The sequence below is a fragment of the Flavobacterium sediminis genome (assembly GCF_003148385.1).
In the GTDB taxonomy this organism is placed as follows: Bacteria; Bacteroidota; Bacteroidia; order Flavobacteriales; family Flavobacteriaceae; genus Flavobacterium; species Flavobacterium sediminis.
This window is the reverse complement of the sequence record NZ_CP029463.1, coordinates 2,945,439-2,965,875: the sequence shown is the minus strand read 5'-3', so window position 1 is coordinate 2,965,875 and position 20,437 is coordinate 2,945,439. Positions and strand designations below refer to the sequence as shown.

The window sequence follows — 20,437 nt, the reverse complement described above, 5'->3', positions numbered from 1 at the left end:
TTATTATGTTTTAATCGCATGGTGTTTCTTCTATTGTTAGCCCAAAAAAAGTATTTTTTAGTGTTTTTTGAGTCCATGCTATAGTATAATTGTTAATATCAGAAGTATCTTCATTTTCCACCTGTCCTTCAAATAAAGCTATTTTATTATATAATTGAGTGTCTCTCAAAGCGCCTAAAAACAGTTTTTGAAGTTCTTTTTTTCTACCACTTATTGTAGAATATTCCCTTAAGATATCTTTTGCCTTATCGCCATAATCTTCTTTCCAACCTCTTAAAAAAGTTTTTGTCTCTTCACTTAAAACACCAATTGGTTCAGTAATAGTAATAGCAAATATACTTTCATTTGAAACCATAACTACAAAAGCATTTTCTGGCGTTGTCCCATTGGAATTGTTAATAGTTGTTATTAACATGACTAAATCTTTAGGAGAAAGCATTTTAATTTGGGCATCAAAAGTGTTACCATCGGTATCTGTCTCTGGCTTGTTATTATGCACATGAGTCGCATTTAAAGAACCTTGCACTATATTTAGTGTATGGTTTCCATCAGCTACTCCGTCTACATACTGTTTTACCCCGTTAATTTCCTGTTCGTAAAAACCGGTTTCATGGTCTAAATTAAACTTTTCCGGTGTATTTAAGGCTTTAAATTTTTGTTTATATGCCGCACTGCCTGTTCCGGCTTTTATTCTGTCGCAAGGCGTTTCGGGTTCTTCTGCCGGCTCTGTTGCCGGGCTGGATATGATATCACTGTCGCCGCAACCTTTGCAGGTATCGCCTATATCTGTATTGTCGCCACTATCAGAGCTATCTCCTGTTGTGCTTGTACCTCCGGCACTACCGCCTACACCGCCCGAGGTCTCTACTCCGGTTGTTGTTGTGGTACTTCCGCCGCTGCCATCTGTTTCGTCATCGTAGTAATTCCAAGTGCATTCGTTGGAGACCAATACCCATTCTTCCGTGTAGAGTTCGCCACCTGTGTTATCGCCCTGGTGGGCCGGTACGACTTCCAATGACCATATTTCTACACAACTGTATTCCAGCACCATTTTGTTTAACTCGCCGCTGTTAAAGACCGAAGTGTCAAAATCTATCGGATAATAACGGGTCGTTGTGTTGTTCAGCGTTGTTTGAGACACAGCATTGTATTCGTCCTTTGAAAAACCATATTCTACGATATACGCATCGTAACTCCCGTCGGAACGTGACGATAGCAAGAGGTTTTCCAAATGGGAAGTGACCAAACTGTCCCGCGTGAGCGGAAAGTTATAGGAATGTTTCCCCGTTGTGGTATCTTCCACGTATTTCACATAAGCGGTGTTTACGGAAAAGCCGTAGGTTGAATTGTAAAGGATTCGGGAAGTACCTATTGGTGTTCCCGTTCCGGTGGCTTGTGCTTTGGTTTGCCCTGCAATCTTTTGTAATTCGTCCATAACCTTAGCATTGGACCGGATCTGTTCACTGTTCAGAACCCGAATGTCAAAGCGGGAGGTTGTTAACTTATTGTTTAGCGTTGCTTCCGGGTAGTCTTTTTCGCAGTTGGTTAAAAGCAGCACTAAGAGCCCCGATAAACCTAAGAGCAGCCTTTTCTTTCGTTTTAATTTCATTTAATAAACATTATAACCTTTTCTTTTTTCAATACGACGGCTGAAAAGGGTTTATGATCCGTTTCGGGACAAGTCATACTTTCTGGTGATTACACACTGAAAGAAAACAAAATTTTGATAAGTGAATCGGGATCAAATGTATAGCATTGTCCTTATAACTCGGATACAGAAAAAATGTATATTTTGTTAAAATTTCATATTTTATCCCCACGAGACGTAAAAAATCCACAAAAACAAAAAGTCCCGAAAGGATTTCGGGACTAAATGTTCTTGATAAGAAATAAAATTACTGCTATTAACCTGAAACAAAGGTAGCGCCTAAAGTTGTTAACTTGGATACAGAAAAAATGTATATTTTGTTAAAGTTTTGGTTTTAGCAATTTATTTTAAATAGTTATCTCATTACTTGTCTAATGAGCACTTTACCCCTAAAGTAGTTCGTTTCAACTTTTTTAAAAAAGACCACAAAACACTAACAATCAAAACATTGTATGTTTAATATCTTAAAATACTATTATTCTTAATGTAACTTTTAATTAAAACCTATACATATTAAGAAAAGTAAAATCATGAAAAAAACAATCTTCAGTCTTATTCTTTCAATGGGTATTGTACTCTTCTCATTCGGTCAGGCTCCATTGAGCCCTCAAAATAATCCTGTGGATTATAGTTTGGTAAAAAATGAATCTTCAAAAATGAAATGGTTTGTCCTGCAAGACACTATGAAAATTGAAATAGGAACTATTCAGACTGATGTTCAAAAAAAAGGAAATGAGCTGATAGTCATCTCTACCATTGATCTGAACCGCTCACCAGTAAAATGGGTTGACAGTACAATTGTAAAAACGGATCGCTTTAAACCGGTTTATCATTCTTCATACAATCAACAAAGGGATATGGCACTCCACTTTAAGGAAGAAATTACCGGTTATTATCTGGATAAAATGAATAATAAAAAAGTAATGATCTTAGAAAAAGCAGATGAATCTTACTTTGATAGTAATTTTTATCCGCAACTGATTCGTTGGCTCCCCTTAAAAGAGGGATACTCCGACATTATTTCTATTTTTGATTATAATCCGGTAGCTAAAATCGGTGTGATTACAGCAACAATTACACAAGTAAAAGATAGTACTTTGCTGAGTCATGGCCTTCCAAAAGAAACCTGGATTGTTACTACAACAGATGATATTTCAGATAACGAAGTTGTTTCCACTTATTACATTGAAAAAAGCAGCCGAAAGGTATTGAAACAGGAAATAGATATTAAAGGTAAAAAAATGCTTATGGAATTAATCGACTAATTGTTTTAACTACTATAAAACTACACCTTAAAGGTGTAGTTTTTCTTTTTATAGATGCGCTCTCTTTATAAAAGAATTATATTTGACGTACAATATATAAAGAATGAACATCCCATTTGAACCGCAAGTTTTCGGAACTTCAGTCAATGTACATTTACTATTAGAATATTTAGCTTTTTTCATCGGTTTCCGATATTACCTTTATTTAAAAAGAACGAAAAGTGATGCTATTACCGGAAAAAACAGATTATCCATCCTTTTAGGAGCTATTGTAGGAGCTTTTATAGGTTCCCGATTTTTTGCTTTTCTTGAAAACCCGGTCTTTCATTTCAGCTCTGATCACCTGATCCGTATCCTGAATGCTAAAACCATTATGGGTGGATTATTCGGAGGACTTATCGGTGTTGAATTAGCCAAAAAAATAATCCGTGAAAAAGAATCATCCGGTGATTTGTTTACACTTCCTTTGATCCTGGGAATCTTCATAGGGCGTATCGGCTGTTTTTTAAGCGGCATACGGGAGTTTACGTACGGGAAACCGACTTCTCTTTTTCTTGGTATAAATCTGGGCGATGGTATTAAAAGACATCCTATTGCTCTTTATGAATTATTCTTCTTAGCAGGTTTATTCTGGCTCTTAAAATATTTATGGGAAAACAAAAAACTTGAAAACGGTACCCTTTTTAAATTTTTTATGATCGCATACTTTTCATGGCGCTTTGCCGTTGAATTCTTAAAGCCGAATACTTTCTTTATTTCAGGACTAAGTAGTATTCAATGGTTGTGTATCATTTGTTTCCTTTATTATAGCAAAACCCTAAAAAAATACGTTGTTTATGCCTGTCAGAAAATATACTTACTATGATTTTACATTAAGCTTATGTCCGGAATGTTTAAAGCGAATTGATGCTAAAATTGTTTTTGAAGGACAAAAAGTCTTTATGTTAAAAAGATGTCCGGAACATGGTGCTTCTAAAGTTTTAATTGCCGATGATAAAGAATATTACAAAAACATCCGGAATTACAATAAACCCTCTGAAATGCCTTATGTGTTTAATACTAAAACACATTATGGCTGTCCCTATGATTGCGGTTTGTGTCCGGATCACGAGCAACATTCCTGTTTAACTGTAATTGAGATTACCGACCGTTGTAATTTAACCTGTCCTACTTGTTATGCAGGTTCCTCTCCTACTTATGGCAGGCACAGAACACTTGAAGAAGTGAAAACCATGCTTGATACGATTGTAAAAAATGAAAAAGAACCCGACGTTGTTCAAATTAGCGGAGGAGAACCTACTCTACACCCACAATTTTTTGAGATCTTAGATTATGCCAAATCCCTGCCGATCAAACATCTGATGGTAAATACGAACGGTATTGCTATCGCAAAGGATTTTGAATTTGCTAAGCGATTGAAAACATATACCCCTGATTTTGAAATTTATCTGCAATTTGATTCTTTTAATGACGTCGTTTTAAAGTCTATGCGGGGAGCCGAATTGAGTAAAATGAGAATGCAGACGCTGAAACACCTGAATGTACTCAATTTGTCAACAACTCTGGTGGTTACTTTACAAAAAGGACTGAACGACAATGAAATCGGAGAAGTGATTGAATTTGCACTTCAGCAACAATGCGTAAGAGGTGTTACTTTTCAACCTACACAAATTGCCGGAAGACTGGAAAACTTTGATTCACAAACCGATCGTATCACATTAACCGAAGTCCGACGAAAAATACTGGAACAAACTACTGTTTTCGAATCAGATGACCTGATCCCTGTTCCTTGCAATTCGGATGCCCTGGTTATGGGATATGCCTTAAAACTAAACGGAAATGTATTACCTTTAACCCGCTATATTAATCCGGCAGATCTGTTAGACAACAGTAAAAATACTATTGTTTACGAGCAGGATGAAGCCTTACAACAAAAAATGTTTGAAATTTTCAGCACCGGAACTTCTACGGATAAGGCTTCTGAGAAATTGCATTCCTTGTTGTGCTGTTTACCGTTTGTTGAAGCGCCTGATTTAGGATACGACAATTTATTCCGTATCATCATTATGCAATTTATTGATGCTCATAATTTTGATGTGAGAGCCATAAAAAAATCCTGCGTTCATATAGTCAATAAGGATAATAAAATAATTCCTTTTGAGACCATGAATCTCTTTTACCGGGATGAAAAAAGAAAAATTTTGGATAACCTCATTAATTAAATCGCTATGGAAGGCTTACTTTCTTTAATCATAATCATTTACTTATTATTTCACAGTCCGGCCATTCTAATGGTTATTATTGGCTTAATCATCCGAAAAAAGAAACCGTCTACCGCTAAAAAGCTTTTCATTGCTGCGGGAATCTATTTTTTAATCGGAGCCGGGATTTGCGGTGCCATGTTATCTTAAACGAATCAAAATGTCTTTAGACCTTTCCCAAATAGCTTTTAAAAAAATAACCAACTATCCTGATCAGCCTACTCTCATTTTTTTACATGACTCACTGGGCTGTATGGAACTATGGCGGGATTTTCCTGAACAACTGGCCAGACAGACGCACTGTAATGTACTACTCTATGACCGACAAGGTTATGGAAGATCCTGTCCTTTCTCATATTCAAAACGAGATGTAAATTATTTAGAAGAGGAAGCCGATATTTTAGCCGATCTGATGGAATTCCGGGAAATTGAAAAAGCTGTTTTATTTGGCTTCAGTGATGGTGGATCTATAGCACTTATCTTTGCCGCCAAATACCCTGAAAAAACCATCGGTATCATTACCCAAGGAGCACATATCTTTGTAGAAGATGTTACATTAAAAGGAATTCAGGAGGCTGTTCTGAATTATAAGACAACGTCTTTAAAACAAAAACTGGAACGTTATCACGGTGACAAAACGGAAGCTTTATTTAATGCCTGGACAAAAACCTGGACTTCTCCGGAATATAGAACCTGGAACATTGAACACTTTGTAAGACAAATATCATGTAAATCCCTTATTATACAAGGTGAAAATGACGAATTCGGTTCTCCGGAACAGGTGAAAAAGATCGTTACCCAAACAGAAGGTCCTTCTGCTTCTCTTATTGTTTCTGAGGCAGGACATACAGTGCACAAAGAAAATCCGGAACTTGTTCTACGGGAAAGTGTTCGTTTTATTAAAAAAATTATCGCGTAAAAACTAATGTGTTACCCTTGCTCAGATTGGCATCAAAAGCATAACCATCATAGTTGAAGTTTTTCAGCTCTTCAAGTGTTTCTACATTGTGATCCAAAATATAACGAACCATTAAGCCGCGTGCTTTTTTAGCAAAAAAACTAATCATTTTCAGCTTTCCGTCTTTGTAATCTTTAAATTCAGGAGTAATGACCGGAACTTTTAAAACTTTTACATCTACTGCACTGAAATATTCGTTACTCGCCAGATTGAGAAATAGCTCCTCTTTTTGAAGCTCTTTATTCAATGCATCCGTAATTTTCTTTTTCCAGAATTCATATAAATTCTTCTTAGTACCGACAGCTAATGAAGTTCCCATCTCTAAACGATAAGGCTGTATCAGATCTAATGGTTTTAATACACCGTACAAACCTGAAAGAATTCTCAATTTATCTTGTAAAACAGGGAGTTTTTCAACCGGAATTGAATAAGCATCTAAACCGACATATACATCACCGTTAAAAGCATATACAGCTTGCCGTGCATTTTCAAGAGTAAACGGTAACTGCCATTCCTGATTGCGTTGCCAATTCAAATCGGCTAACTTTTCTGAAATGTGCATCAATTCCATCAGATCCTTAGGCTTTTTCTTTTTTAAAACTTTTTGAATGCTATTGGCTTTATCTAAGAATTGTGACTCAGTAAACTCTTGCGTTGGGATTGCCGTTTCAAAATCCAATGATTTGGCCGGAGATATAACTATTTTCATACGTTCAATTGTTTAGTCTCAAAAATACAAAATTGTACTTTCTGCCTAAATGGTTAAAAATGAAAAGAATTGATACGATTATAGAGAAATCTTATTGTTGTCTCTGCTTTTCGTATAAAACCGTCTCTATCGTTTCGAAATCAGTCGGTTTATCTTCATTGAAGAAATACTTCACCAGAATTTGTCCCCAAAGATCACCGTTAGAGAATTCAGCAATGATCCACCTGTGATTTAAAACCTTCGCTTTGTTCACTAAAAATGGTTTACCGTCAATCGGTTCATAAGGTACTAGTGCATTTCCTTTTGGATTCGTGTTCAAGGAAACTAAATCTTCATTTACCTTAGCCATTACTTTTTGGTAATCTAAATCTTTATTGTAGAAATAATCTTGTGCATCCTGATCTTTTTCAATATCAAAATAATCGTTGTATTGTACCAGTGTTATTGAGTCACGGGCAATTTTTAAATGCTCTTTTGTTCTTTCTACCTCGTGCTCTTTAGCTTCTAAAATTTTAGTAGCATTGACATATTGAAATACATTGATCAAAAAAGAAAAAACAAAAAGGAATAAAATGATATTTTTTTTCATCAGTAATATATTAATTCTATTGTTATTATTTTATATGCTTTCTCATCACAAGGAAATTTCCAGATTATCATAGGCCACATACACATTATCCGGTAGTTTAGCCTGTATTTCTTCATGAAATCCGAAAATGTGACTTATATGCGTTAAATAAGCCTTTTCAGGTTGCACCAAAGATATAAAATCTAAAGCTTCTTCTAAATTAAAATGCGTATTGTGTGGTTCTTCACGCAAACAATTTATAACCAAAGCTTTACAGCCTTTTATCTTGTTTATCTCACTTATATCGATACGTTTCACATCAGTCAGATAGACTATATCCAACAGTTTGTACCCGAAAACCTGTAACGAACCGTGCCAGGCATTGATCGGTTCTATTACGATGTCTTTAATTGTAAAAGATTCATCTTCCCTGACTTCAACCTGAGTAACAGAAGGAGCTCCCGGATATTTATTTTCGGTTTCAAAAATATAATCAAAACGTCGTGCCAGATTATTCAGCACCCTTTTGTGTCCGTATACCGGAATATCCCCTGTTTAAAATAAAACGGTCTGATGTCATCCAGTCCGGCAGTATGATCTGCATGCTCATGAGTAAACAAAATAGCGTCTACATGTTTACATTTGCTTTGTAACATTTGCTGACGAAAATCTGGTCCGCAGTCAATTACAACAGAAAAATCACCGGAATTGATCCAAACCGAAACTCTAAGTCTTTTATCCTTAGGATCCTTACTTAAACACACCGGATGGTCACTACCGATAACCGGAATTCCCTGAGAAGTTCCGGTACCTAAAAAGTATAATTTTGCTTCTTTCATACCTTACAAAAATAAAAATAATTAGGCTATCTTTTACAAATTGATTAACTTTGCCGTAAACAAACAAACTAAAATTTTTCCCTAATTATCATTGCAGATGAGAAGCATGGTTACCGATATTAAACTACGAGGAGACAAGGAAATTGAACAAATTCCATCCATCAAAGACAAAGCCTTACGAATTAATCTAAACGATAATATTTACGGTACTTTTGCCGAGATCGGAGCTGGTCAGGAAACTGTCCGTCATTTTTTCAGAGCAGGAGCTTCTTCAGGAACCATTGCCAAAGCCATGTCTGCATATGATAAAGATTTTAGTGATGCCATTTATGGCATTGAAGAAGACGGTCGTTACGTCACAGAAAGTCGGTTAAAAAAAATGCTGGCTCACGAAACGAGAATTATTGAAGATCGTTTAAAACGCGACAAACATCCTAATAAAATATTCTTCAGTTATGCAAACACCGTTGCCACTATCGATTTTGCAAAAAAATTCAAAGGTCACGGTTGGGTCGGAATTAAATTTCAGGTAGAACCTGATGAAGATTACAATGAAATTATTCTCCACATCCGTTTTAAAGAGAATGATGCCCGTTTGCAACAAGAAACTTTAGGGATTTTAGGGGTTAACCTGATCTATGGCGCTTTTTACAAGCACAATGACCCTAAAAAATTATTGCGTTATTTATATGACCATTTAGACAAAGATCAATTAGAAATAGATACTATCAATTTTTCCGGTCCGCGTTTTGCTAATGTAGACAACCGATTAATGAGTTTACAATTGGTTAAAAACGGTATGACTGACGCTGTAATGTTTGGTCCTGACGGAAATAATATCTTACCGGCTGCTGTTCTTTATAAAAAGAATATCTTGGCGCTTAGAGGTAGTTTCAGACCGGTTACTAAAGTAAACATGAATATGTACAAAAAGTCATACGACATGTTTATTCGTGAAAATAAAGTAGACGAAGAGAATACTTTTGTGGTCTTTGAAATTACGCTTTCTAACTTAAAAGCAGAAGGGGAAATTGACGAAAGAGACTTTTTGGACAGAGCGGAATTATTATGTTCTTTAGGACAAACGGTAATGATATCAAACTTCCAGGAGTATTATAAAGTAGTCGAATATTTCTCTAACTATACTAAAGCTCGTATGGGATTAACTATGGGCGTTAGCAATCTGGTTGAAATTTTTGACGAAAAATATTACCGCCATTTATCGGGTGGTATTTTAGAGGCTTTCGGTAAATTATTCTACCGTGACCTTAAAGTTTACCTGTATCCGATGAAAGATGAAGATGGTAACATCATCAACTCCGACAATCTGAAAGTATATCCAAGAATGAAAGAATTGTACAAATTCTTTAAATTTAACGGTAAAGTAGTCGACATTCAGGATTATGAAGAAGAGAATCTTGATATCTTCTCCCGAAAAATATTGAAAATGATCAATAACGGTGAAAGCGGTTGGGAAACCATGGTACCATCCGGTACTGCTGAAATTATCAAAACGCACCATTTATTCGGTTACTATGATAAAAAAGAAAAAGAGTTAGCTGAAAAATAAAATAATAACTTTCAACTTAGTCTTGAATTGAAAAAATAATAAAAAGCCGAACAAAAATGTTCGGCTTTTTTTATCTATTTAACTAATAATTCTCTTTATTCAATTCTCTTAAAACTTCTCTTATTTTAACTCCCGATTCTTTCAGATCCGACAGTTTCCAATTTCCTTCCGATTTTGCTGTTTTTCGGAGTACAGAACATGTTTCGTCTTTATCTGAAACCGACCATGTAATCCAGCTCAATTTTTTGCTTTCCATCCAATCGATATATTCCTGCCATGATTTATAATCTAAAGGACCGTCTCCGGTAGCCTCCATTCCGGCACTTTCAGAAATAAAAACAGGTAAACCATTTGCCATAGCTGCATCTACCCTATCTCGTAGCCATTTTTCATGAGTCGCCGCATAAAAATGCATTGTATACATCAGGTTTTTATACCCTTTGATAGGATCTGCGGCCGGTAAATGAATATCCTGATCCCAATGCGGACACCCTACCAAGATAACATTATCGGAATCAATTGCTCTGATCACTGCAATAACTTCTTCAGCATAGGTTTTCACTTCCTCCCAACTCTCTTCATCCGGTTCATTAAAAACTTCATAGATAATATTTGGGTATTTACCATATTCTTTAGCAATTTCTGCAAAGAATTCTTTAGCTTCTTCCAAATTTATATTGTGACTATGCCAATCAACGATTACATAAATATTCTCTTTAATAGCGCCTTCTATCACGGCTTTGACCTTAGCCTTGGCAAACTCCGGATTATCTTTGTAAGTCTTATTTTCGTCTCCTCCTTCAATACCCATAGCAGCTCTTACCACATTGCAATGCCAATCTTTTTTAAGCCATTTTACAGCTTTTTTATTATAAAAACGGGGCCAAAAACTATGCCATCCGAAACTCATTCCTCTTAACACTACCGGTTTACCATATTGATTAACCAACTGGGTTCCTTCAACTTGCAAAGCACCATTGTTTTTTACAAACTGAGCCTGTACTGTAGTCAAGAAAAAAGTACACCAAAAAACAAAATACCTCATCTTATTATTTTTTTAAAATTAAAGTAATAACATCATGTGATTTAATCGATGCTTTAAACACTTTTTTTGTTGTTTTCAAATCCTTATGCGTCCAAGCATCTCTGATCTGATAGTTTTCTTTAACGAAAGAAAGTTCTAAATCATTTAGCTCATCTTTGATCTGATGTTCTTTCCAATCAAAATTTATCGTTTGCTCTGTATCGCTCTTATTAAAAAAGCTAATCGCCCAATTTCCGTTTTCTAAGGGTTTTACCCAAATTGACAGATCATTCTCTTCACTATGTTTAAAACCTTGTATTCCCAGTTTATCTTGATTTATTGCTATCAGTTCTTTATTTGTCAGAATTTCAAGGGTTTCTTTTTTCATCGTTCTGAAATCATTTCCGGCAATTAACGGTGAAGCAACCATACACCATAATGTAAAATGACTTTTATCTTCTTCATAGCTCATTCCGTTTCCGACTTCCAGCATGTCAAAATCATTCCAATGATCTGGTCCTGAATATTGGCGAATTCCTTTGTGCATTTCTGCTATTTTAAAGAATCCCCAAGATGACCAAGGCTCTGCTGCTTCTTTGTGAACGTATTCACAATCATAGCACGGGTAAATATCTCCTGAAATGCGCCACAGATTCCCGATCGGTTCACCCCATTCCCAAGGTTGGTTATCCCCCACTCACAAAGACTAAAAACAATAGGTCTTCCGGCTGTTTTAAGCGCTTTACTCATTGTCGTATACGCTTCCTTAGCATCTATTCCTGCTGTATTACACCAATCGTATTTTAAAAAATCGATTCCTAAAGACGCATAAAAACGAGCATCTTGGTATTCGTATCCTCGTGTTCCTGGATAGCCCGCACAAGTTTGAGTTCCTGCACAATTATACAATCCGAATTTTAAGCCTTTTGCATGAACATACTCGACTAAAGCTTTCATTCCACTAGGAAATTTTAAAGGATCAGGCACCAAATCACCGTTTTCATCTCTTTCTTTTGTCATCCAACCGTCATCCAATACAATGTATTCATAGCCTGCCTCTTTCATTCCTGTTGAAACTATCAAATCAGCGGTTTCTTTTACTAATTTTTCATCTATGTTTATTTCAAAAGTATTCCACGAGTTCCATCCCATAGGCGGTTGTTTAGCTAAACCAATAAACTTTTGTGCTTGCATAAAAGTCATTGAAAGCAGAAATACCAATAAAATAACGCTCTTTTTATTCATCTTTAATAATTTTAAAAAAGCATCTTGAAGATCAAGATGCTTTTATTAATAACTAATTCAAATAGGTATCTATTAATCAACAGTATATGTAATATTATCAAAATAATAGGTATGTGTCTCACCTGTAAACTCTTGAAAAGTGATATTTTGAACGTGGTCTGCATTATTTAGCTGTTGCCAAGTAAAACTCACTTCTGTCCATTCCGTTGTTGTATCGAATGCGAAATTACTATCTCCCCAGTTACTTCCGTTGAAAATGAAAACCAATTTTCCGGGAGTATCTGAACGAACGGCAAATTTAATACCGGTATATTGAGAGATTTGATCGTCCCAATCCCAGTTTCCTTGAATATTATCCCAGCCCGGGATATCTTTTTTGAAAAATGTAGTTCCCTGAAAAGCATTTGCCAAATCAGTAACATACACATGATTATTCCAGGCTTCTATAGTCCAAGGTGCATAAAAATTGTCATCGTAAATTGCTGTCCCTACAGCTGTACCCCAAGAGGCTGTACCTGAAATAGTCTCAACTGTAATATATTTATACTGTGCATTAGCCGGCATTACAGCTACAATTTCTGTTAAAGTATTAGACACAACAGTTGCCTGAGCACCATCAAATGAAACTGTAGGGTTTATGAAATAGTTCCCGTAAATTGTAATTTGATCCCCTTCAACAGCATTTACCGGCTGAAAGCTTTTTACAATCGGAGCTGGTGGGGCTACAACAAAATGATACACAAACTCTCCGTTTTTATTCACCACTTTTAATGTTTGAGGAGCATCTTCCTCATAAGGTGTCTCCATATCGATGGCTACAAAAATCTCAGTATCTGTAACCATTGCCGGGTTGAAATAAGTATCAAAATCATTAAAGTACACATTTTTCAACGTGTTAAAACCAGATCCTCTAATAATGACCATTGTTCCTCCTTGCGCTTGAGTAACTGGTTCTAAATCAGGATCACTAGCCAAAACTACACTTGTTATGACCGGAGGATTTACCATCCCCCTCTATTATCCTGATCACTATCTGAACAAGAAAATTGTACAGCTAAGATAAATACAGTCACAACAGCAACAGTAATTCTTTTTAAAATTCTATTTTTCATATCAAATTTCTTTTTTTAGTTAAAATCATAAGGTACCGGAGACTCTAATAACTTAGGATTTCTAGCCACTTCATTAGCAGGATAATCTAATAAGAAATCTGCGTCCGTTGGCGTAAAATATTGAGCATAATTCATGTCTCCTCTATTTTGAGCTGACATTATAGCTATTGCTTCTGCTCTTGGTCTACGTCCCAAGTCAAACCAATAATCGCCTTCAAAAGCCAGCTCTTTTCTTCTTTCTAAAAACATATCTTCTGATGTAATAGAACTTACACTAGGTAAACCGGCTCTGTTTCTAACTGCGTTAAAAGAATTCAATGCCGAAACATCACTCGTACTTCCTCCACCTGCTAATATAGCTTCAGCATGGATCAATAATAATTCTGCATAACGCATGATATAGGTATTATTAGACATCGCTCCGTTACCGCTGGTCTGAGTCGGACCGGTTTCATTTCCGTTTTCAATACCAATTACATATTTTTTAATTGCAGCTCCTGCTCCTTGTCCACCGATAGCTGTTGCAGCCGGTACGATAAAGCCCATTTGTTCAGTTTGTCCACCATTAATAAGTACTTTAATATTTGTATACTCCTCTCCTGGAAACATAATCGTTTCATGTCTTCTTAAATCGTTAGTCTCATACAAACTCAAAATATCTTGGGAAGGTGCAAAAACGCCTCCGTAGGAACAATTTGAAGTTGTTAAATTGCCTGTACTGATTCCGAACTGAGTGTTACAAATATTTCCGGAACCGTAATTTCCGTCCCATAACCATTGCAAAGCAAAGATTGATTCCTCATTATTATTATTAGGATATGTGAATAGATCTGCAAAAGATTTACCCGGAAGCTCTTGCCCGCCAAATAATTTAAACTCACCACTACTAATCACTTCTTCTGCTATTTGTTTTGCTTCTGTATATTTTTGTTCATATAGATACACTTTAGCTAACATTGCTTTAGCCGAACCTTTAGAAACATGTCCGTTATCAGCATAGTTACTTCCTCTGTTCTTTTCATACAATCGATCAATAGCTTTCAAATAATCCATTTCAATCAGCGTGTACACATCCTCTACTCTATTAGTCGGAATTTGAGGAGAATTAGCATAATCCAGATTGTTTTCAATAATCGGAACAGCCCCCATAAACGTACTAAATAGAAATAAGCTGTAGCCCTTAAAAAGTATGCCTCTCCGATTGTATTCTGAACAACTTCAGGGTCAACATCCGGTCCAACTCTTTCCTCTAAAAAGTTAATCAGGGCATTTGCCTGTGCTATATTTGCCCATAATGAAGCCCATCCATCCTGCAAAATAGCATAACTACCATTCATTGAAAAATCGCGTAATGCATTTACATCTGATGAATTAGTATACATATTTCCGGAACCTACTTCTGCAACTGCAAAAAAGAACTTTGTTTCAAAATTAAACCACGTTCTGGAATATAATACATTTGTTGCAGATGCTACTTGTTCATTAGTTGAATAGTAAGAGTCTAAACTAATTGCATCTTCAGAAGGTCTATCTGTAAAATCTTGCGAACAAGATGCCAGAATCAATACAGAAGCTAAAACTGCTGTAAAACGTCCTATTACTTTTTTATTCATTTTCATTTTCATTTTTTTTAGAATTCGAAATTAACACCAAATGAGTAAGTTCTTGGAGTCGGATATCTACCATTATCAATCCCCGACAATAAAACATTTTGGTTAAATGAACCAATTTCAGGATCATATCCTCTATACTTAGTGAAAGTATGAAGGTTTTGTACACTTCCGTAAAGCCTTATCCTTGACATCTTAATTTTTGCTACTAAATCAGATGGTAGTGTATAGCCTAAAGTTACGTTTTGAATTCTGGCATAAGAGCCATCTTCAATATAACGTGTTGAAACTAAATTATTAACATTTCCAACACCATTTAATGCTCTCGGAATATCTGTATTTGTATTAGTCGGAGTCCAGTAATTAGCTGCTTCAACTAACTGATTCGTATATAATTGTGAATTAGCTGTTCCGTTTCTCCATGTTAAATTCATGATATCATTCCCAACAGAACCCTGAACAAAAACGGATAAATCGAAACTTTTATATCTGAAATTATTAGTAAAACCAAAAGTAAAATCAGGATTAGGGTTACCAATTAAAGTTCTGTCTAATTCATTAATTACACCATCTCCGTTCACATCTTTATATTTTACATCACCCAACCAAGTTTCTCCCGGCTGATCTCCAACAGATTGACCAAATTGGATCGGTGCATTATTCAACTCCTCTTGCGTTTGAAATAATCCTTCAGCAACGTATCCATAAAACATTCCTATTGGCTGACCAACAACTGTATTCGTTACAGAAACTGGCATATAACCGTTTGTCTGAATGTCCTGAATCAGTATAAGTCCGTCTTGAAGAGATAATAGTTTGTTCTTGTAATGTGATAATACTAAAGTTGAACTCCACGAAAAATCACTTTCTCCTTTTGTTTTATAGTTTAAAGTAACATCATATCCTCTATTCTCCATAGAACCTATGTTTGAATATGGTGATTCAATTCCGCCATAATAGGAACTCCCTCCTGTTAAATAATCCGGTAAAGGTACCTGGAACAAAAATCCTTTAGATTTTTTCACATAATAATCTAAACTAGCTGATAATCTGGAATCAAATAACGTAAAATCAAGACCAAAGTTAGTTTGTTGCATTGATTCCCATGTCAAATCAGGATTCGGCATATTCCCCACTGTATAAGAAGATCCTAAACCTGAACCTCCCGGTTGTAACAAAGCCGTATAACGGTTATTCGGAATTTGTTGGTTCCCTGTTTCACCATATCCAATTCTGAACTTGATATTGTCAATATACTTTCTGGTATTTTCCATAAATTTTTCATTTGATAATTTCCAAGAGACAGCTACAGCCGGGAAATATCCCCATTGTTTTTTTCCACCATCAACAACCGGATCAAATTTTGACGATCGGTCTGCACGCCAAGAAGCTGAAAGACTATATCTATTGTCAAAATCATAGATCAAACGACCAAAATATGAGAATAATGCTGCACTACCTTTGTAATAATCATTTGCCGTAACACGAATCGTTGATCCCATATTAACCGTAGCCGGATCACTTACAGGGGCTCCTGTACTGTAAACGTTCAAACCTTCCCAGTGGCTATCATTAGCCTCCTGACCGGCTAAGAGTGTTACTTTATGTTTTCCGAATGTTTTATCGTAAGTCAATAAATTTTTAACATTTATAGAATACCAGTTTGAGTTTCGTCTCCATAATTCTGTTGCATTATGCGTTTGAATTCCCCAGTTATATTCAGGAATAAAATCTTCTTGAGTTGAAAATTCTGTATTTGCTCCTAACTCCGCTCTATATTTCAACCCATCAATTATAGTAGCCTCTCCGTACAGATTTCCTAAAAAGTTTTTACGAACCAGAGTATTATCTCTAACCATTGAAATAGCAACCGGGTTATAGTATGAAGCCCCTGCCATTGAATTGTCATTAGGTCCGGCAAAACTACCATCCGTATTTCTTACCGGAATATCAGGAGCCTGTAACAATGCATTACTAATAATTCCAGTATAGCTCTGGTTGATAGTTAGTTTTTCATTTGTAATACCTGTCCCAACATTTAAACCTACTTTTAACCAATCTTTTACTTTTGAATCAAGATTAGCACGCATCGTATAGCGTTTATACCCCGAACCAAGTAAAACTCCTTGCTGATCCATAAAACCTCCGGATAAATAATAAGTCGTTGCATCTTTACCGCCTGAGAAAGCCAACTGATGACTTTGTGTAAAAGCAGTTTGATATACTTCATCCTGCCAATTCGTTCCGTTTCCTAATAATTCCGGATGTGAGAATTCATCTCTAACAGAGTTTGGTAAACCTATCGCGACCGCTAAATTATTCTGATATCTGGCATACTGCTGTAAATTCATTACATCTAATTTTCTATAAATATTTGCAACAGAGGTGTAACCTTCATAAGATATCTTTCCATCTCCTCTTTTACCGGATTTCGTTGTAATAATCACAACCCCGTTAGCCCCCTTGAACCATAAATAGCTGTCGCTGAAGCATCTTTTAAAATATCAATCGATTCAATATCGTTAGGATTTAGAAATGACAACGGACTTACCGCACTGTTTCCCGAATCTCCTCCCGCTGAAAAATCATTAGCAGCTATAGGACGGCCTGACATGGATTTTCCAGTTGCATCACCGGAAACCGGAACACCATCAATAATATAAAGCGGCTCGTTTGTTCCAGAGATAGAAGTCACACCACGAACACGAACTGAAACTGCACTACCTGGCTGCCCTGAATTGTTTTGAATTGTAACACCGGCAGCTTTCCCCTGCATCATCTGATCCACAGTCGTTTGTTTTAAAGCCGTAATATCTTCCGTTTTAATTGAAGATATAGCACCGTTAACATCTTCCTTCTTTTGAGCACCATAACCAATAACTACGATCTCTTCTAAACTGGATACATTTTCTTCAAGAGTCACATTAATCGTTGATTGAGAATTTACCGGTACCTCTTTTGTTTTAAAACCAATGTAGGAAAAGGTTAAAACACCATCTGACGGGACATCCAATTGGAAATTTCCGTCGAAATCTGTAATCTCCCCTTTTTGCGTACCTTTCAAAACAACATTAACTCCCGGAAGAGTCACTCCTTGTTTATCGGATACGACGCCCGAAACCTTAATGTTTTGAGCCATTAAAGCAGAAAAAGACGATAAAAGAAAAAGAAAGAAAAAATACCTTTTTCTTTTACTTGCCTGCTTTAAGCAATAATTTGAATCCCTCATAAATTTGTTAGTTAGTTAGTAATTTAATAAAACAAAATAAATACCTATATTTTTTATAATATCAATAATTTAGACATGTATTTATTGTTGATTTACAAAATTATAGGTCTTACCAACTTAACTTTAATATTATTTTATCATTTAATTCTATTATTTTCACGAAAATTTTAACGAAATTTTAATGTTTGAATATGATAAAATAATATCATTGTTATAAAAAACGTTTCATTCCATTGAATTCTTCCCTGTATTGACTCGGAGTTGTGTTCTTTTTACTCTTAAAGATTCTGTTAAAGTTCGCTATATTATTAAAACCTGCCTTATAAGCAATTTCCGCAATACTTAAATCCTTCTCAATCAACCACCTGGAAGCATACCCTACCCTGATATCATTCAAATAGTTCACAAAAGTCTTATTTGTTCTTTTTTTAATAAAACGATTAAACGACACAACACTCATCGATAACAGGTCTGCTACTTCATCTAAAGAAATTTTCTCTGAAAAGTTTTGTTGCACATAATCATACACCATTTTCATTTTATCATCCTCTTCGAAATTAAAATTATCAACCGTATAAGTAGACAACAACCGCTGATTCCTTGAATTAGACATATCATAAAGTATAGACAAAAACTCTAAAAAATTATCAATTCCGTCTAATTTTGATAGTTTTTTCAACCTTTCCCCTATTTCTATAGCTGTTTTATTCGAAAACAATATTCCATGTATAGACTTTTCCAACATATCTTTGATCGACAGCATTACCCGTCTGGATAAAAAACTATCTTCAAACAAATCATTATGAAATTGGATGGTTATTTCATGAATCCTTCTTGACCTGCAATTATGTGTTTCCCACCCATGATGCAAATTAGGTCCAACTAACACCAACTCAACTTCTTCAATCTCTTCTATATGATCTCCCACTACTCTTTTTACACCGCTTCCGTTTTGAATAAAATTAATCTCGTATTCCGGATGATGATGTACCGGGAAATCAAATCCATCTTTAATTCTATCAAAGACCAAAAAGCTATCTCTTTTTGATAAGGGAGTTACTTCTCTGTGAAATTTATAGACCTCGCTCATTTTAATTTTATTTTTTTGCAATTATAAGATATAATTTTGACAAAATAATATTACTACTATATAGAATAACAAAATTAATTTTGAATTTTATAAAATCACAATCAATATTTTTAATTATTTGAAAAATATTCCTATATTTTTTAACTACTTTTTAAAAATACACAAGATAACTGATATGAGACTGTACAAAACCATACAAAAAATAACATTATTGACCTCAATCTCTTTGTTAGCTTCTTGTCATTCAATACTCAATAGCGACCAACAAGCTACTACTGAAACCCAAAACGTATACAGAAACCTGATACAATTAAAACAAAAAGGATTCATGTTTGGTCATCAGGATGATCTGGCTTATGGAGTGAACTGGAAATATGAAAATGGTCGAAGTGATGTAAAAGAAGTTGCTAATGATTATCCGGCTGTTTATGGTTGGGATATCGGAAGAATTGAAAATGACAGTCCGGAAAACCTGGACGGAGTTCCTTTTCATAAAATGAGACAATACATTAAAGAAGTATATCAAAGGGCGGTGTCAATACTATTAGTTGGCATATTAATAACCCTTTTACCGGTGGTGATGCTTGGGATACAACTCCCGGCTCCTTAGCTTCAGTACTACCAAACGGAAGCAAGCATGAACTTTTTAAAAACTGGTTAGACAAAGCTGCCGTATTTTTAAACAGTCTTAAATCTGACGATGGTAAATCAATCCCTGTTTTATACCGCCCGTATCATGAATTAACCGGAAATTGGTTTTGGTGGTGCCAAAACAACGGAACTCCTGAACAATTTAAAGAATTATGGGTGTTTTCATTTAATTACTTAAAATCTAAAGGCGTTCACAATTTAATTTATGTATTCAACACTGCTGATTTTGAAACATACGAAGATTTTGAAAAATTTTACCCGGGAGACCAATATGTTGATATCGTAAGCTTTGATGCCTATCAATACGACGATCCTGCCACAAGTACTGCCTATGTTGATAAATGCCGGAAACAATTCAAAATCATGAATGAATTTGCCTTCAAGCATAACAAAATAATGGCATTTGCTGAAACCGGATTTGAACAGATTCCCTATGAAAACTGGTGGACTGATACCTTAATAAAAGCTATTGGCAATTATAAAATTTCATACGTCTTGGTCTGGAGAAATCACGGTTGGCTGGAACATGAACAAAAAATGCATTATTATGCTCCTTATAAAGGGCAGTCTACGGAAAAGGATTTTAAAAAATTCTATGAATTACCTAATACTTTTTTCCAAAAAGAAATAACAGAACAAAATATTTACCAGTAAACCG

20 protein-coding genes and 1 pseudogene are annotated in these 20,437 nt (G+C 35.4%); 8 read left to right on the top strand and 13 right to left on the bottom strand.

Translation table 11 applies throughout. The annotated features are described in order from the left end of the window. Window positions 1-10 precede the first annotated feature (10 nt). The gene (locus DI487_RS13740; RefSeq protein ID WP_109570142.1) at window positions 11-1,609 is read right to left on the bottom strand and encodes a hypothetical protein; all 1,599 of its coding nucleotides are present in this window, start codon (window positions 1,607-1,609) and stop codon (window positions 11-13) included. 569 nt (window positions 1,610-2,178) lie between these two features. On the opposite strand from DI487_RS13740, the gene DI487_RS13735 reads away from it, so the two are divergent. From DI487_RS13735 to DI487_RS13715, 5 genes are all read left to right on the top strand, one after another. Further along, a complete protein-coding gene (locus tag DI487_RS13735) occupies window positions 2,179-2,913 on the top strand; it encodes a DUF3108 domain-containing protein (RefSeq protein WP_245896424.1) in 735 nt (244 codons plus the stop codon). Window positions 2,914-3,016: 103 nt separating this feature from the next. Next, window positions 3,017-3,778 (top strand): prolipoprotein diacylglyceryl transferase, encoded by a 762-nt coding sequence (locus tag DI487_RS13730; RefSeq protein ID WP_109570141.1) that lies wholly within the window; start codon window positions 3,017-3,019, stop codon window positions 3,776-3,778. After that, window positions 3,750-5,135: a radical SAM protein gene (locus DI487_RS13725; RefSeq protein ID WP_109570140.1), complete on the top strand. Its 1,386-nt coding sequence runs from the start codon at window positions 3,750-3,752 to the stop codon at window positions 5,133-5,135. The genes DI487_RS13730 and DI487_RS13725 overlap by 29 nt, the downstream gene beginning before the upstream one ends. A 6-nt stretch (window positions 5,136-5,141) precedes the next feature. Further along, window positions 5,142-5,324, top strand: a complete 183-nt coding sequence (locus DI487_RS13720; protein WP_109570139.1) for a hypothetical protein — start codon at window positions 5,142-5,144, stop codon at window positions 5,322-5,324. Window positions 5,325-5,334: 10 nt separating this feature from the next. Further along, window positions 5,335-6,093, top strand: coding sequence for an alpha/beta fold hydrolase (locus DI487_RS13715; RefSeq protein WP_109570138.1), 759 nt, complete (start codon window positions 5,335-5,337; stop codon window positions 6,091-6,093). Here the strand turns inward: DI487_RS13715 and yaaA are convergent. The 3 genes and pseudogenes from yaaA to DI487_RS13700 all read right to left on the bottom strand — a co-directional run bounded on the left by yaaA (window position 6,083) and on the right by DI487_RS13700 (window position 8,248). After that, window positions 6,083-6,841: a peroxide stress protein YaaA gene (gene yaaA, locus DI487_RS13710; RefSeq protein ID WP_109570137.1), complete on the bottom strand. Its 759-nt coding sequence runs from the start codon at window positions 6,839-6,841 to the stop codon at window positions 6,083-6,085. The genes DI487_RS13715 and yaaA overlap by 11 nt on opposite strands. 91 nt (window positions 6,842-6,932) lie before the next feature. Next, on the bottom strand, window positions 6,933-7,430 hold the full coding sequence (locus DI487_RS13705) for a hypothetical protein (protein ID WP_109570136.1): 498 nt from the start codon (window positions 7,428-7,430) through the stop codon (window positions 6,933-6,935). 45 nt (window positions 7,431-7,475) lie between these two features. Beyond that, window positions 7,476-8,248 (bottom strand): annotated as a pseudogene (locus DI487_RS13700) (MBL fold metallo-hydrolase). A gap of 106 nt (window positions 8,249-8,354) precedes the next feature. Between DI487_RS13700 and DI487_RS13695 the strand changes: the two are divergent. After that, window positions 8,355-9,818 carry a TonB-dependent receptor gene (locus tag DI487_RS13695; protein WP_170108245.1) on the top strand — a complete coding sequence of 488 codons (1,464 nt, stop codon included), beginning with the start codon at window positions 8,355-8,357 and terminating at the stop codon, window positions 9,816-9,818. An 82-nt stretch (window positions 9,819-9,900) separates the two neighbouring features. Here DI487_RS13695 and DI487_RS13690 read toward each other — a convergent pair whose 3' ends face one another. The 9 genes from DI487_RS13690 to DI487_RS13665 form a co-directional block, all read right to left on the bottom strand. Further along, window positions 9,901-10,863: a glycoside hydrolase family 5 protein gene (locus tag DI487_RS13690; protein ID WP_109570134.1), complete on the bottom strand. Its 963-nt coding sequence runs from the start codon at window positions 10,861-10,863 to the stop codon at window positions 9,901-9,903. Window positions 10,864-10,867: 4 nt separating this feature from the next. Next, the gene (locus DI487_RS16395) at window positions 10,868-11,389 is read right to left on the bottom strand and encodes an alpha-amylase family protein (protein WP_262497998.1); all 522 of its coding nucleotides are present in this window, start codon (window positions 11,387-11,389) and stop codon (window positions 10,868-10,870) included. A gap of 5 nt (window positions 11,390-11,394) precedes the next feature. Continuing rightward, a complete protein-coding gene (locus tag DI487_RS16390) occupies window positions 11,395-12,087 on the bottom strand; it encodes a glycoside hydrolase family 27 protein (RefSeq protein ID WP_262497997.1) in 693 nt (230 codons plus the stop codon). 72 nt (window positions 12,088-12,159) lie between these two features. Beyond that, window positions 12,160-13,095 carry an IPT/TIG domain-containing protein gene (locus DI487_RS13680; RefSeq protein ID WP_109570133.1) on the bottom strand — a complete coding sequence of 312 codons (936 nt, stop codon included), beginning with the start codon at window positions 13,093-13,095 and terminating at the stop codon, window positions 12,160-12,162. Between the two features lie 119 nt (window positions 13,096-13,214). Then, window positions 13,215-14,348 carry a RagB/SusD family nutrient uptake outer membrane protein gene (locus tag DI487_RS16385; protein WP_394335961.1) on the bottom strand — a complete coding sequence of 378 codons (1,134 nt, stop codon included), beginning with the start codon at window positions 14,346-14,348 and terminating at the stop codon, window positions 13,215-13,217. Further along, the gene (locus DI487_RS16380) at window positions 14,276-14,818 is read right to left on the bottom strand and encodes a RagB/SusD family nutrient uptake outer membrane protein (protein WP_394335960.1); all 543 of its coding nucleotides are present in this window, start codon (window positions 14,816-14,818) and stop codon (window positions 14,276-14,278) included. The genes DI487_RS16385 and DI487_RS16380 overlap by 73 nt, the downstream gene beginning before the upstream one ends. An 11-nt stretch (window positions 14,819-14,829) precedes the next feature. After that, window positions 14,830-17,256 (bottom strand): SusC/RagA family TonB-linked outer membrane protein, encoded by a 2,427-nt coding sequence (locus tag DI487_RS13670; RefSeq protein WP_245896421.1) that lies wholly within the window; start codon window positions 17,254-17,256, stop codon window positions 14,830-14,832. After that, entirely contained in the window at window positions 17,253-18,038 is a 786-nt protein-coding gene (locus DI487_RS16375) for a TonB-dependent receptor plug domain-containing protein (RefSeq protein ID WP_245896419.1), read from the bottom strand. The genes DI487_RS13670 and DI487_RS16375 overlap by 4 nt, the downstream gene beginning before the upstream one ends. A 211-nt stretch (window positions 18,039-18,249) precedes the next feature. Further along, window positions 18,250-19,128, bottom strand: coding sequence for a helix-turn-helix domain-containing protein (locus DI487_RS13665; protein WP_109570689.1), 879 nt, complete (start codon window positions 19,126-19,128; stop codon window positions 18,250-18,252). Window positions 19,129-19,303: 175 nt separating this feature from the next. Here DI487_RS13665 and DI487_RS16370 point away from each other — a divergent pair, with 175 nt between their 5' ends. Both DI487_RS16370 and DI487_RS13660 read left to right on the top strand, forming a co-directional pair. Continuing rightward, a complete protein-coding gene (locus DI487_RS16370; RefSeq protein ID WP_245896417.1) occupies window positions 19,304-19,738 on the top strand; it encodes a glycosyl hydrolase in 435 nt (144 codons plus the stop codon). Then, window positions 19,648-20,433, top strand: a complete 786-nt coding sequence (locus tag DI487_RS13660; protein WP_317046290.1) for a glycoside hydrolase family 26 protein — start codon at window positions 19,648-19,650, stop codon at window positions 20,431-20,433. Before DI487_RS16370 ends, DI487_RS13660 begins: the two co-directional genes overlap by 91 nt. Window positions 20,434-20,437: the final 4 nt, after the last annotated feature.

Coding starts and splice junctions, on each gene's coding strand:
- DI487_RS16395 (WP_262497998.1), bottom strand. CDS start 11,389: ATGCACAAAGGAATTCGCCAATATTCAGGACCAGATCATTGGAATGAT.
- DI487_RS16385 (WP_394335961.1), bottom strand. CDS start 14,348: ATGGGGGCTGTTCCGATTATTGAAAACAATCTGGATTATGCTAATTCT.
- DI487_RS16390 (WP_262497997.1), bottom strand. CDS start 12,087: ATGAATAAAAAGAGCGTTATTTTATTGGTATTTCTGCTTTCAATGACT.
- DI487_RS13705 (WP_109570136.1), bottom strand. CDS start 7,430: ATGAAAAAAAATATCATTTTATTCCTTTTTGTTTTTTCTTTTTTGATC.
- DI487_RS13725 (WP_109570140.1), top strand. CDS start 3,750: ATGCCTGTCAGAAAATATACTTACTATGATTTTACATTAAGCTTATGT.
- DI487_RS13720 (WP_109570139.1), top strand. CDS start 5,142: ATGGAAGGCTTACTTTCTTTAATCATAATCATTTACTTATTATTTCAC.
- DI487_RS13730 (WP_109570141.1), top strand. CDS start 3,017: ATGAACATCCCATTTGAACCGCAAGTTTTCGGAACTTCAGTCAATGTA.
- DI487_RS13665 (WP_109570689.1), bottom strand. CDS start 19,128: ATGAGCGAGGTCTATAAATTTCACAGAGAAGTAACTCCCTTATCAAAA.
- DI487_RS13740 (WP_109570142.1), bottom strand. CDS start 1,609: ATGAAATTAAAACGAAAGAAAAGGCTGCTCTTAGGTTTATCGGGGCTC.
- DI487_RS13735 (WP_245896424.1), top strand. CDS start 2,179: ATGAAAAAAACAATCTTCAGTCTTATTCTTTCAATGGGTATTGTACTC.
- DI487_RS13715 (WP_109570138.1), top strand. CDS start 5,335: ATGTCTTTAGACCTTTCCCAAATAGCTTTTAAAAAAATAACCAACTAT.
- DI487_RS13695 (WP_170108245.1), top strand. CDS start 8,355: ATGGTTACCGATATTAAACTACGAGGAGACAAGGAAATTGAACAAATT.
- DI487_RS16380 (WP_394335960.1), bottom strand. CDS start 14,818: ATGAAAATGAATAAAAAAGTAATAGGACGTTTTACAGCAGTTTTAGCT.
- yaaA (WP_109570137.1), bottom strand. CDS start 6,841: ATGAAAATAGTTATATCTCCGGCCAAATCATTGGATTTTGAAACGGCA.
- DI487_RS13680 (WP_109570133.1), bottom strand. CDS start 13,095: ATGGTAAATCCTCCGGTCATAACAAGTGTAGTTTTGGCTAGTGATCCT.
- DI487_RS13690 (WP_109570134.1), bottom strand. CDS start 10,863: ATGAGGTATTTTGTTTTTTGGTGTACTTTTTTCTTGACTACAGTACAG.
- DI487_RS16375 (WP_245896419.1), bottom strand. CDS start 18,038: ATGAGGGATTCAAATTATTGCTTAAAGCAGGCAAGTAAAAGAAAAAGG.
- DI487_RS16370 (WP_245896417.1), top strand. CDS start 19,304: ATGAGACTGTACAAAACCATACAAAAAATAACATTATTGACCTCAATC.